Annotated in this window: 10 protein-coding genes and 1 pseudogene; 1 reads left to right on the top strand and 10 read right to left on the bottom strand. The window is 52.4% G+C overall.

Features of this window, described 5'->3' with window-relative positions; genetic code table 11:
• Window positions 1–142: 142 nt before the first annotated feature.
• From A8990_RS16445 to A8990_RS16430, 4 genes are all read right to left on the bottom strand, one after another.
• Window positions 143–1,549 carry an NAD-dependent malic enzyme gene (locus tag A8990_RS16445; protein ID WP_116190135.1) on the bottom strand — a complete coding sequence of 469 codons (1,407 nt, stop codon included), beginning with the start codon at window positions 1,547–1,549 and terminating at the stop codon, window positions 143–145.
• A 1-nt stretch (window position 1,550) separates the two neighbouring features.
• Complete coding sequence (locus tag A8990_RS16440) at window positions 1,551–2,810, bottom strand: Glu/Leu/Phe/Val family dehydrogenase (RefSeq protein WP_116190134.1); 1,260 nt, start codon at window positions 2,808–2,810, stop codon at window positions 1,551–1,553.
• Between the two features lie 102 nt (window positions 2,811–2,912).
• Window positions 2,913–4,484 carry an L-glutamate gamma-semialdehyde dehydrogenase gene (gene pruA, locus A8990_RS16435; RefSeq protein WP_116190133.1) on the bottom strand — a complete coding sequence of 524 codons (1,572 nt, stop codon included), beginning with the start codon at window positions 4,482–4,484 and terminating at the stop codon, window positions 2,913–2,915.
• Window positions 4,485–4,514: 30 nt separating this feature from the next.
• A complete protein-coding gene (locus A8990_RS16430; protein WP_116190132.1) occupies window positions 4,515–5,429 on the bottom strand; it encodes a proline dehydrogenase family protein in 915 nt (304 codons plus the stop codon).
• Between the two features lie 214 nt (window positions 5,430–5,643).
• Here A8990_RS16430 and A8990_RS16425 point away from each other — a divergent pair, with 214 nt between their 5' ends.
• Window positions 5,644–7,422: a sigma-54 interaction domain-containing protein gene (locus tag A8990_RS16425; RefSeq protein WP_116190131.1), complete on the top strand. Its 1,779-nt coding sequence runs from the start codon at window positions 5,644–5,646 to the stop codon at window positions 7,420–7,422.
• Window positions 7,423–7,574: 152 nt separating this feature from the next.
• Here A8990_RS16425 and rocF (A8990_RS16420) read toward each other — a convergent pair whose 3' ends face one another.
• The 6 genes and pseudogenes from rocF (A8990_RS16420) to A8990_RS16400 all read right to left on the bottom strand — a co-directional run bounded on the left by rocF (A8990_RS16420) (window position 7,575) and on the right by A8990_RS16400 (window position 12,817).
• Window positions 7,575–8,510, bottom strand: coding sequence for an arginase (gene rocF, locus A8990_RS16420; RefSeq protein ID WP_116190210.1), 936 nt, complete (start codon window positions 8,508–8,510; stop codon window positions 7,575–7,577).
• A 19-nt stretch (window positions 8,511–8,529) separates the two neighbouring features.
• The gene (locus tag A8990_RS16415) at window positions 8,530–9,720 is read right to left on the bottom strand and encodes an ornithine--oxo-acid transaminase (protein ID WP_116190130.1); all 1,191 of its coding nucleotides are present in this window, start codon (window positions 9,718–9,720) and stop codon (window positions 8,530–8,532) included.
• Window positions 9,721–9,762: 42 nt separating this feature from the next.
• Window positions 9,763–10,674, bottom strand: coding sequence for an arginase (gene rocF, locus A8990_RS16410; protein ID WP_116190129.1), 912 nt, complete (start codon window positions 10,672–10,674; stop codon window positions 9,763–9,765).
• A gap of 650 nt (window positions 10,675–11,324) precedes the next feature.
• The gene (locus tag A8990_RS16405; protein ID WP_116190209.1) at window positions 11,325–12,200 is read right to left on the bottom strand and encodes a LysR family transcriptional regulator; all 876 of its coding nucleotides are present in this window, start codon (window positions 12,198–12,200) and stop codon (window positions 11,325–11,327) included.
• 86 nt (window positions 12,201–12,286) lie between these two features.
• Window positions 12,287–12,505: pseudogene (locus tag A8990_RS31580) on the bottom strand (DUF6886 family protein); the annotation flags it as partial.
• A gap of 24 nt (window positions 12,506–12,529) precedes the next feature.
• Complete coding sequence (locus A8990_RS16400) at window positions 12,530–12,817, bottom strand: HesB/YadR/YfhF family protein (RefSeq protein ID WP_116190128.1); 288 nt, start codon at window positions 12,815–12,817, stop codon at window positions 12,530–12,532.
• Window positions 12,818–12,868: the final 51 nt, after the last annotated feature.

Genomic DNA, 12,868 nt, shown 5'->3' with positions numbered 1-12,868 from the left:
CACGCCCCTCTCTGCCTATCATTATAGCGTGCGTTATTCGCTCCTTACCACTTCGAATTTCCTAGGACCGTTATTTTCCAAATGACTAAACACAAAAAAGCCGCTGTTTCAGTTAACAGCGGCATGTTACTTTTAACGACTATTAACGGAACTCCGGCGGCGTTCTGCGCGCGACGTTCGTCAAGATCGCCGCTTCAATGACCGCCTTGCGTACATTCGCGACGACTTGATCGTTGAATATGCTCGGGATTATGTAATCCGCATTCAGCTCGCTCCCGGAAACGACTGAAGCAATAGCGCGGGCAGCCGCCATCTTCATCGGCTCGTTGATACGCCGCGCACGGCAGTCTAGCGCTCCGCGGAACAACCCAGGGAACACGAGCACGTTGTTGATTTGGTTCGGATAATCACTGCGGCCGGTCGCGAATACGGCAACATGCGGCAGCGCTTCTTCCGGCGAAATCTCCGGCTCCGGGTTCGCCATCGCGAATACGATGCTGCCTGGTGCCATCTTCTTCACATCGTCCCCATTCAACAATCGGCCGCGTGAGACACCAATGAAGACGTCCGCACCTTCGATAACCGACTTCAAGTCACATTCGTTCGCCTCAACCTGAGGCTGATCCGCAAGCCACTGCCACATCGGATGATGATCATACTTGCCGCCGCGGACAATTGCGCCGTCACGGTCAACCGGCACGAGCCGCTTCACGCCGGCTTGCAGCAGCATTTTACAGATCGAAACCCCTGCTGCACCGATGCCGTTCACAACGACGCGAATGTTCTCCATCCGCTTGCCTACTACCTTCAGCGCATTGAGCAAGCCTGCGATAACAACCACCGCCGTACCATGCTGATCGTCATGGAACACAGGGATGTCCAGCTCATCAGCGAGCCTCGTCTCGATCTCGAAGCAGCGCGGAGAAGCAATATCCTCGAGGTTAATGCCGCCGAAGATCGGGCTCATCGCTTTGATCGTGCGGATAATTTCCTCCGTATCCTTCGTATCCAGACAGATCGGGAATGCGTCTACGCCGGCTAGCTGCTTGAACAACATCGCCTTCCCTTCCATCACTGGCGCCGCTGCATGCGGACCGATATCGCCCAGACCGAGCACTGCTGTGCCATCCGATACGACAGCTACGGTGTTCCGCTTAATCGTGAGCGAATAAGCCTTGTTCGGATTTTCCGCAATCGCCGCACAAACCTTGGCCACGCCAGGCGTGTACACTTTGGAGAGATCGTCGCGGTTCTTGATCGGCAGCGTCGGCTGGATCGTGATTTTGCCGCCCAAGTGAACAAGGAACGTCCGGTCCGAGACGTTAATGACAGTCACGCCATCCAGATTACGCAGCGCTTCAACCGTCGCCGCTTCGTTCTTATCCGGCAGATCCACCGTGATGTCACGCGTAGAAGTTTCATGACCTGGACGAATCACGTCAATGGACGTGATGTCTCCTCCTGTCTTGCTTAGCGTCGCCGCTACATCCGCGAAGGTCACCTTCTTATGATCCAGCTCTAGTCGAAAGATAATGCTTGTTTTTGCCATTTTAGACCCACCCCCGCCATTTCACAGCTTCAGCTGTGCGCTTAAGTCCTACCATATATGCAGACAAACGCATGTCTGTCTTCTTCTCGAGCGAAGTATGATACACGTTATTGAACGCGTCGACGAGAATCTTCTTGAGCCGCGTGTTCACTTCTTCTTCGGTCCAATAGAACCCCTGATTGTTCTGTACCCACTCGAAGTACGACACCACGACGCCGCCTGCGCTTGCAAGCACGTCAGGTACAATCATAATGCCCCGTTTGGTCAAAATCTCGGTCGCCGCCTGTGTCGTCGGGCCATTCGCCGCTTCGACCAGCAGCTTCGCTTTGATCAAATAGGCATTGTCTTCGGTAATTTGGTTCTCGATAGCCGCTGGAATTAGGATATCGCAATCTTGGATCAATAATTCCTGATTTGTAATTCGGTTCGGAAATAGGTTCGTCACGCAGCCGAACGAATCTCTGCGATCCATCAAATGGTCAATGTCGAGGCCATTCGGATTGTACAGCGCGCCTGCGGCATCCGAGATGCCAACCACGTTCGCGCCTGCATCGTGAAGGAACTTGGCCAAATAGCTGCCTGCATTGCCGAAGCCTTGAATAATAACGCGCGCGCCTTGAATCGGGATGCCAAGAACAGCGGCAGCTTCATGCAGCACGATGCTCACGCCTTGCGCCGTCGACGATTCGCGGCCGATCGAACCGCCAAGCACGAGCGGCTTGCCTGTAATGAAGCCCGGCGAGTCGAATTCGCGGATACGGCTGTACTCGTCCATCATCCAAGCCATAATTTGCGCATTCGTGAACACGTCTGGCGCGGGAATGTCTTTCGTTGGACCAACGAGCTGGCTGATTGCTCGTACATAACCACGGCTCAGACGCTCCAATTCGCCAAAAGACATTGTGCGCGGATCGCACTGAATGCCGCCTTTTCCTCCGCCGTATGGCAGATTCGTCAAGCCGCACTTGATGCTCATCCACATCGAGAGCGCCTTTACTTCCTCCTCCGTAACGTCCGGATGGAACCGAACGCCGCCTTTAGTCGGGCCGACAGCATCATTATGTTGTGCGCGATAGCCAGTGAACACCTTCACCTTGCCATCGTCCATCTTAACAGGGATACGGACAGTCAAAAGTCGCAGCGGCTCCTTCAACAGCTCGTAGTAAGCGCTGTCATATCCGAGCTTAGTTAGAGCCGTTTCAATCACTTGCTGCGTTCTTGCGAGTACATCGACATTTTCTTTTTCTTTGACGTTAAGCATCCTGATATCCCCCTTGGGTTTATGGAAAACCTTGCTGCTGCGACTGCTACTTTGGCATAGAGAAGGCCCTCTAACCAGCTGGGTAGAGGGCCGCAAAGCTCATTACATTTTGCGGGAAGTCAGTTTCGCTTGTGTGAAGAGAAGCAGGTAGTCGTAGCCCCCGGCTTTGGAGTCCGTACCGGACATGTTGAAGCCGCCGAACGGATGCACGCCTACAAGTGCGCCTGTGCACTTACGGTTGATGTAAAGGTTGCCGCAGTGTACAGTCTCAAGCGCTTCTGCGATGCGCGCTTCGTCTGTCGAGAAGTACGAACCCGTCAGGCCGAACTCTGTATCGTTGTACATCGCGATCGCTTCTTGCCAATCCTTCGCTTTTGCCAGTGCCAATACAGGTCCGAAGATCTCTTCCTGCATGATACGCGCCTTGCCGCTCACATCACCGAAGACAGTTGGCTGAATATAGTAGCCGTTGCCTTCTGCTTTGTCGCCGCCAACAAGCAGCGTACCTTCTTGCTTGCCAACCTCGATATAGTTCAGAATCCGCTCATACGACGTCTTGTCGATTACCGGACCTGCCGCGAAGTTCTCTTCTTGCGGTCCGACTTGCAGTAGCTTCGTCAATTCAACGACACGCTCAGCAACTTGATCGTAAACCGACTCAACGATGATCGCGCGGGAGCCGGCGGAGCACTTCTGACCTTGGAAACCGAATGCCGATGCGACAATTGCCGCTGCAGCTGCTTCCAGATCTGCCGTTTCGTCCACGACGATACCGTCTTTACCGCCCATCTCTGCAATGACGCGCTTGATCCAGATTTGGCCCGGAACCGTATCTGCCGCAAGCTTGTTGATGCGAAGACCAACTTCCTTCGAGCCAGTGAAGCTGATGAAACGTGTCTTCGGATGCGTCGTCAGGTAGTCGCCTACTTCTGCGCCGCTGCCTGGAATGAAGTTGATTACGCCGGCGGGCAAGCCCACTTCTTCCATAAGAGCCATAAATTTATGTGCGATAACCGGAGTTGTCGATGCCGGCTTCAAGAGTACCGTGTTACCCGAAACAACTGCTGCAGCTGTCATGCCGACACAGATTGCGAGCGGGAAGTTCCACGGTGGAATAATAACGCCAACGCCCAGTGGAATGTACGTCACTTTATTGTCTTCGCCCGGAATCTTCGTAAGCGGCAATGTCTGATCCACTTTGCTCAGTCGGATCGCTTCACGTGCATAGAACTCGAGGAAGTCGATCGCTTCAGCTGTATCCACGTCAGCTTCTACGTAGTTCTTGCCGGATTCGACCATCATGAGTGCGGAGAATTCATGCTTGCGTTCACGCATCAGCTTCGCTGCTTGGAACAAGTATTCAGCACGCTCGCGAGCAGGAACCTTCTTCCACGTTTCAAACGTTGCGAGTGCGGCTTGCATCGCTTGTTCAGCCAGCTGTTGATCCGCTTTGCTTACAGAACCGACAACTTCGTCAATGTTACCTGGATTGATCGATGTGATTTTTGCTTCCGTCTCGATCTTGTTGCCGCCGATTGTAAGCGGATAGTTACGGCCAAGCTCCGACTTTACTTTCGCAATTGCGGCTTGCAGCGCTTGCTTGTTCTCTTCGAGAGCGAAATTCGTGAACGGCTCATTTGCATATGGTTTTACTTCTGTGTAAGTTGTAGTCATAGTAAGGCTCCTCTCCGTTTACCCGGTTTATTATTTAAACATGTTCTTCAGCACGAACCATACGTTGGCCGGACGCTCCGCCAGGCGGCGCATGAAATAACCGAACCAGTCCACGCCATAAGGTACATACACGCGTACTTTGTAGCCTTCTTGCGAGAGCTGCTTCTGGAGATCCTCGCAGATCCCGTACAGCATCTGGAACTCGAAGCGATCCTTCGCGATGCCATGCTCGTTCACAAGCGTCTTCGTGTAATTAATGATCGCTTCGTCGTGGGAAGCGACTGCTGTATAATTGCCGTTTAATAAATGCTGTTTGATAATCTTCTTCAGGTTGTCATCCACGTCTTTCTTCTCGGGAAAAGCAACCTCAGGCGACTCCTTATAAGCGCCTTTCACGAGCCGAAGGTTCGCGTTCAGCTCGTTCAGATCGGCAATATCTTGCTCTGTTCTGAATAAATAAGCTTGAATAACGATACCGACATTATCGAACTCTTGGCGAAGCTCGCGGTAAATATCCAGCGAGACTTGGCAGTGCGCGTAGTCTTCCATGTCGATACGCACGAAGTTGTTGTGCATTCTTGCCCGGTTCAGGATGCGCTTCATATTGCTGACGCAAAGGTCTCTGCTAATATCAAGTCCAAGCGACGTCATCTTCAGCGACAGGTTGGATTGCACGCCTGAGCTTGCGATCGCATCAAGCGTCTGAATGCACATATCAGCGGACTCCGCTGCTTCCGCTTCACTAAATACAAATTCACCGAGATGGTCCAGCGTTGCGACGCGGCCATCCTCATTCAATTTGCGAACGGCGTCGATCGATTGTTTAATCGTCTCGCCTGCAACGAAACGTGCTGCGCCAAAGCGCAGGCCGTATTTCTTGGCAAGTCGGTTCGCTGACCGGCTCTTGCCCAGCGCTTGAAACATGTTGCGTAGCATCATTTCCATGCTCGATTCCCCCGTGGAGTTGTACAATGTTGTTCAATTTGTCTATTTGGATTATACAATATGACAGCGTTTTTGAACAGTGTGTGTTCAAAATTCATGTTTATCCACCTGTTTGGACATTTATACACTGTTCAATTGTTCATCTGACACGATTGATCTAACCGTTATGTGTATGGTAAATTTAGTGCAAATCACTCAAGTGGAGAGGACATCTATGTTCAAAATTGAACAGCACTACTTGAACACCAATTTCATTCTGCTTCCTTCTGACGTTAGCATTGCGCAAGTAATCGATGCGCTCACTAAGCATTCCGCAGTCATCATTGAAATTGCGGACGGTTCTGCAAGTGATCGCGCCATTCTAATTCAATCTGAAGAACGCGTCCTTATTGAACGCTGCCTGCCCAATCGCAATGATGCGGCTGCTCCGGCACTTCGGGAGCTCCCTTTCAGTTCAAGCAAGTGCCGCATTTCTGCGGATCTTCAAACCGGGGAACAAATGATTAACGATCGTCCATTAGTTGTTACAGACGATAATGACAGCGAGATACTGGGTTATGTGCCGCTACATGCCTTATTAAGCTACAGTATGAAAGAACAGCAGCGTTGGTCAGCCTATTTCCGGTCATTAGCGGAGACTGTTACAGAAGCAGTCACAGTCGTGGATCGGAGCGGCGAGGTTATTTGCTGGAATCCGGTTGCGGAGGACATTTATCATTTGCCGAAGGCGGACATACTTGGCCGTAGAATCGGGGAACATTTTGAGAAAGAAACGCTAATGGTGCTCAAAATTCTCGACGAAGGCAGACTCATTCGCAATACGTATCACCGCCCGCGCTCGGATACGCATGTTCTGATTAATGCGTCCCCTGTTCGCGATGCGGAAGGAACAATTATCGGCGGCATCGCTGCTGAGCAAGACATCACGCAGCTGGTGAAGCTGAATGAACAGCTGACGAGCGCTCACACGTACGCGCATCAGCATCGTGCGGCGAATACGGACCTGTTCTCGATTGTAAAAGGCAAAGGTCCTGCCATCTTCCGCGTCATTCAATGGGCGCGCAAAGTTGCAGCTGCTGACACCCCTGTTCTCCTTATTGGCGAATCCGGCGTCGGCAAAGAGCAGCTGGCGCAAATCATTCACAACTCCAGCCCGCGGGCGGAGCAGCTGTTCCTCTCCGTTAACTGCGGCATCATGCCGATGGGCTTGCTGGAGACCGAGCTGTTCGGCTTCCAGGGCGGCGCTTTCACCGGCAGCGAATCCGGACAAGCTGGCAAGCTGGAGCTCGCGAAGGACGGCACACTGTTCTTGAATGAGATCGACAGGCTGTCACTCGAGCTTCAAGCGAAGCTGTATCATTATTTGTCGCAGCAGACGATCGTGCGCTCTGGAGGCAGTAAGCCGATTGAGCTGCGCACGCGCATCATTGCAGCATCGACGCAAGACCTCGCGGCCAAAGTGGAGAAAGGCACGTTCCGCGCCGACCTCTATTACGCGCTTAATGTCGTCTCGATCTCGATCCCGCCGCTGCGCGAGCGAATCGAAGATATCCCGGCGATGATTCAGATGTACTTGAAGCAGTTCTCGCTGCAATATCAGAAGCCGCTCTCTTCCCTTTCGCCGGAAGTGATGCTCGCATTCTCGAATTACAGCTGGCCGGGCAATATTCTCGAGCTGCGCAATGTGCTGGAGCGTTGTGTGATCCTGTGCGATGACGACACCATTACACTGGAGCATCTGCCGCCGATTCTGCAAGCGAAGCAGCCGAGCTTAGTGCCGCAGCAATCGAATGATGCCGATTCCTTCTTCGCGGCAACTGGCGCCGGATTCGAGAACCGACTTCGCACAGCGGCTTCGAATGAAGGTGATGAGCTGTCGCTCATTAACGATGCGCTATCAAAGACTGCCGGCAACAAAAGTGCTGCAGCGAAGATGCTTGGTGTATCCCGTGGTACCCTTTATAACAAGATGAAAGAATACGGATTAGAGTAGAGTTAAACTCAACTCAACTCAACTCAATTCAATTCAATTCGATTCAACTCAACTTGATTCAACCCAACTCAAAGTCCATTAAAAAGCCGTTACCGGTGATGACCTCGCGAGAAACGCGGGATCTGCACCGTAACGGCTTTTTTTCTTACATGCTAGAGAATCCGTTTGCCCAGCAGCGATGCAATAAGTCCAATCGCAAGACGAGCAGTGCGTCTGCTCTCATCAAGCTTGGAATTCACTTCCACCACGTCGATGGAACGAATGAGTCCAGTCTCCGCCAGCAGCTCACATGCAAAATGCGCTTCGCGGTAAGTCAGTCCGCCCGGAACCTGTATATCAACACCAGGTGCTTCGATCGGATCGAGGCAGTCCGCGGAGAAGCTGACATGAATGCCATCGGTGCCATTACCGGCGATTTCTACCGCTTTCGAGATCACTTTCTCGATGCCCATACGGTCGATCTCATGCATCGTGAACACGGTAATGCCTTCACCCAAGATCAGTGCGCGCTCTTCCGGCTCGACATCGCGAACGCCGATCAGAACCACGTTTGCTTTGTTGATCGCATCTTCGATCACATCACGATTCAGTTCAGACAGCTTCAGCTTTGCCTGACCAAGCGCAACTGCAAGCGACATGCTGCCGATTCTTCCTGCCTTGTTCGTCTCTTCCGTCTGCAAGCCCGGATGCGCATCAAAGTAAATTACGCCGAGCTTCCCTGCTTGCGCAGCCATTCCGGCTAGCACGCCTATCGTCACACTATGGTCGCCGCCAAGCACAAGGGGAAGATGGCCTTTGCTTGCTTCCTCCGACACTTGCTCAGCAACGAGCTTACCCATCTCTTTCACTTCAGCGAGATACTTGAGACTGCCTTGCTCGCCAGCTCCTGCTGCAGGATGAGCAGCTACTTTCACTTTATGCTCGCTTGCCACTTCGTAAGCGGTTTTGCGGAGCTGCCGCATAAGGCCGATCTGCATCATGCTCTCCGGTCCTTCTTCCGTCCCCGGACGGCCGGCTCCAAGGCCGAAAGGCACCTGAATTAAGCTTAGCTTCATCGTGCGGTCTGCTGTGTTCGTCGATTCTGTCATGATCTGCACCGTCCTCTCCTTAGAAAAGCTGTTTAATGCGTAAGATCGCCCAATCCAGCTGCTCCTTCGTGATCGTAAGCGGAGGCGCGAAGCGAATGGTCGTCTCATGCGTTTCTTTGCATAGAATACCAAGTTCTTTCAGCTTCTCGCAATAGGGACGTGCTTCACCGTGTAACTCCACGCCGATAAACAAGCCGCGGCCGCGAATTTCCTTGATCACCGGACTGTTGATTTGGCGCAGCTGCTCGATAAAATAGTTCCCAAGCTCGTTCGATTGCTTCACCAGTTCTTCGTCCTCCAGCACGTCGAGCGCCGCAATAGCAACCGCGCAGCCGAGCGGATTGCCTCCGAACGTGGAGCCGTGGGAGCCGGGACTGAACACGCCGAGAATGTCTTCATTCGCCGCGACAGCCGAGATCGGGAACACGCCGCCGCCTAATGCTTTACCCATGATGTACATATCCGGAGTGACAGCTTCCCAGTCGCTCGCGAACATTTTGCCCGTACGGCCGAAGCCAGTCTGGATTTCATCCGCTACGAACAGTACGTTATTCGATTTACAGAGCTCAGCTGCTTCTTTCAAGAACCCTTCGGGCGGCATGACGATGCCTGCTTCCCCTTGTATTGGCTCGACCAGGAAGGCAGCCGTGTTCGGCGTGATCGCAGCTTTGAGCGCATCAATGTCGCCGTAAGGGATGATCCGGAAGCCTGGTGTAAATGGTCCGAAGCCTTGTTTGTATTCATCCGAGGATGAGAACGAAGTGACCGTAATCGTTCGTCCGTGGAAGTTGCCTTCGCATACGATAATTTCCGCTTGATTCTCCGGCACCTGCTTCACGCTGTATGCCCAGCGGCGAACCGCCTTGAGTGCGGTTTCTACTGCTTCCGCACCTGTGTTCATCGGCAAAATCATACTTTTGCCCGTTATCTTCGTCAGTTTCTCATAGAACTCGCCGAGCTGGTCGTTATGGAACGCGCGCGACGTGAGCGTCACTTTGTCCGCTTGCTCCTTCAGCGCTGCGATGATGCGCGGATGGCGATGCCCGTGGTTAAGCGCGGAGTACGCACTCAGCATATCCATGAATTTGTTGCCTTCCGGGTCCTCCACCCATACCCCTTCAGCCTTCGAAATAACAATGGGCAGTGGATGATAATTATGCGCGCCGAAACGCTCCGTTTGTTCAATAATGCGGCTAGTTGCCGTTTCCATTCTGCCACTCTCCTCTATACTAATCTCCTGTATTCTATGCGCTTACAGGATACGTTCGCCAAAAACAGAGCCGATCAATTCGACAGCCGTGATCGCCGTCATGTTGTGCTGATCGAGCATCGGGTTCACTTCCACGAACTCCGCGGAGACGAGAATATCACGTTCAAACAGCATTTCCATCGCAAAATGGCTCTCCCGATACGACATGCCGCCGTTTACCGGGGTACCCACGCCTGGCGCCACGCCTGGGTCCATGCCGTCTAGATCGAGGCTGAGATGGACGCCATCCGTGCCGTTCGTGACGATCTCGATCGCTTCCTCCATCACTTGCTTCATGCCGCACTTGTCGATGTCATGCATCGTGAAGACGCGAATGCCCTTCTCCTTCAGGAAGGTACGCTCACCTGGATCAATCGAGCGCGCGCCGATAATGACGACATTTTCCGGATTAAGCTTGTTCTCTGCCCCTCCAATGCCGACCAGATCGGGATGCCCATATCCGAGCACCGCTGCGAGCGACATGCCATGGATGTTGCCAGAGTGCGTGGTCTCATGCGTGTTCACGTCCGTATGGGCATCAAACCAAATGACGCCGAGACGCTTCACGTGCTGCAGCACGCCTTTGATCGTTCCGATTGCAATGCTATGGTCACCGCCCAGTACGAGCGGGAAGTGGCCTTTGCCCATCTCGCCGGCGACTCGGTCGCACAGCTCTTCATTCACTCGCTTAATTTCGCTGAGATGCTTCAGCTTCTCGCCTTCTTGAGGCACAGTCATCATGCGTTGTACGCCCAAATCGCCTAGATCATCTATGTTAAAGCCAAGCGCTTTCAATCGTTCATGCAAGTTCGCGCCGCGGATTGCATCCGGTCCGAGATCGACACCTTTGCGGTCTGCGCCGTATTGCAGCGGTACACCAATAATGGAAATGTTGTTATTCTTCACCGCGTTCATGAGCAGCACTCCTTCCATCTTCTCGTGTACATGTATTGTAACATAGCCCTTTTTCACGAAAAAATTAAATAAATCAATGATAACAATTGAAAGGGCTTATGCTTCCAAGGGGGGGGGGAAATGGTTCGGCATCTGGAACCCGGATTAGTTACATCGTCACTTGAAAGAGGCTTTTCCCGCTTTCGAGCAGCGGAAAACACATTCGTGGGTTAGTTTGGCGTACTGAGAGAGACTTTTTCTTCATACTCCAGGGTCCGAGAGTCGGATTTTCCGACTCTCGGAGAGAAATCACAGCTTTTCTTGGACTGAGAGTCGGGTTTTCCGTCTCTCACCATATCCAAACCTCATTTTCGCCATAATTCAGGCTCTGAGAATCGGATTATCCGTCTCTCGGAGAGAAATCCCAACTGTTCTTGAACTGAGAGTCGGATTATCCGTCTCTCAGATTTGAAAATGCAGCCTTTCTTGGACTGAGAGTCGGATTATCCGACTCATATCGTAAATCGGTCCCCCCCAACATAGCCTCCACGCGTCCTATTTGCAGGATGCGCAAAAAACCTCCACTCCCCGCACACATACGAGAACTGGAGGCTTCTGCCTAAAACTTAAAACTAAACCTTCGCTCTAAAACTAACACCAATACGAATCCTTCAACCCCATTCCTTCCAAATTCGCTGCACGATTTCGGAGAAGGAACGGATATTCTGCTCATCGGCCCGCTTCTTGAGGATGACCATGTTTGTTTCGATTTTGCCGGGGAAACGGTGGATCTCGGCGAGCGTGCCTTTGCGCAGCTCCTCCTCGACGAGCGCTGAGCCAAGCAGCGCCGTGCCGGTATGGTACATCACGGTCCGCTTGATCGTCTCATCGGACACGCATTCGATGTACTTGTCCGGCGTAATGCCGTACTCCTGCAAGCATTCGTTCACGAGCCGTTGAATGTTGGAGCCGGTCTTATAAGTGATGAACGGATACGACGCCAAGAGCTCCCGCGTGTCATGCTGCTCGAACAGCTCGCGAGTCGTCACGAGCACAAGATCCTCCTTGCCGAGCGGCATCGTTTCCATTTGCGGCGAATTACACGGACCTGCGATGATGGCGAGATCCGCTTCCCCAACGGCGACCTTCTTCATCGCATCGTTGCTGTCGCAGGAGAACAGCTGCAGCTTCACTTTCGGATTTTCCGAAATGTAGGAATGGATGATGAGCGATAAATATTGCGTGCAATAAAATTCAGGGGCTGCCACGGTAAGCAAACCATGCGGGTCTTCCAGCTTCCGCAGCTCCGTCTCCATCTCATCCGAAAGCGCAAAGATCTGATCCACATATTGTTTCACCACTTTGCCTGCGGGAGTCAGATACGTCTTCTTCCCTACCCGGTCAAGCAGCGTCACGCCAAGTTCGCTCTCGAGCGACTGGAGCTGAAGCGTGATGGTAGGCTGCGTATACCCAAGCATGTCGGCTGCCCGCGTCAAGTTCAGCGTATCGGCGACCACCTGGAATGTCTTATATTTCTTGAAATCCATCGTACTCACGCCCTGTAATCGTTGATGAATCATTATAGCCTGCATTATAACAGAAGGGCAAGCCTCAGCAGCCTGCCCTTACATTCTTAAGAAAGCATCGCATTCTTCATCCGTATCATGGAAAAGCCTACCGTCGAATCCACAACCGCATCTCGAAGCTGCTTCAATCCCGGCGTCACGCGAAGCTCCACACCAGCATCCACAAGCGAGCCAAGCAGATCATCCATCCGCTCGACCGAGATCGGCTTCACTTCCTTCGTAGCCGTGCAATAGCCAGCATTCGCATCGTACAGCTCAAATCCCTCTTCGTTGAAGTTGCCTTGTCCTTGTTATCCGATTTCCATCAAAATATCGTCTTCATGATCGTTAAACCGCAGATACAAGTCTTTCTCATCCAGGAACCACAAATTATCATCTTCCATGTAGAACGTAATCCCTTCCACAACCTGATGAAGGCCTGGATTTCGAGGCGTATCCTTCATCACTCCGAGCGAGTAGCCAGGTTGAACACTGCCGCTGCCACCTAACCGAACGAAAATCCGCAAATGATCGCCACTAGTTAATTCCATCTCTCTCATGTACCAGCGTGCAGCCGACTGTTCTACCACTAATCTCATCGCGTCCATCTCCTCGTTTTGGATACGGTTACATGTAATATATACGCCACC

The sequence above is a fragment of the Paenibacillus taihuensis genome (assembly GCF_003386535.1).
In the GTDB taxonomy this organism is placed as follows: domain Bacteria; phylum Bacillota; class Bacilli; order Paenibacillales; family Paenibacillaceae; genus Paenibacillus_Z; species Paenibacillus_Z taihuensis.
Note: the sequence above shows the minus strand (reverse complement) of the source record. Positions and strands in the feature narration are given on the sequence as shown.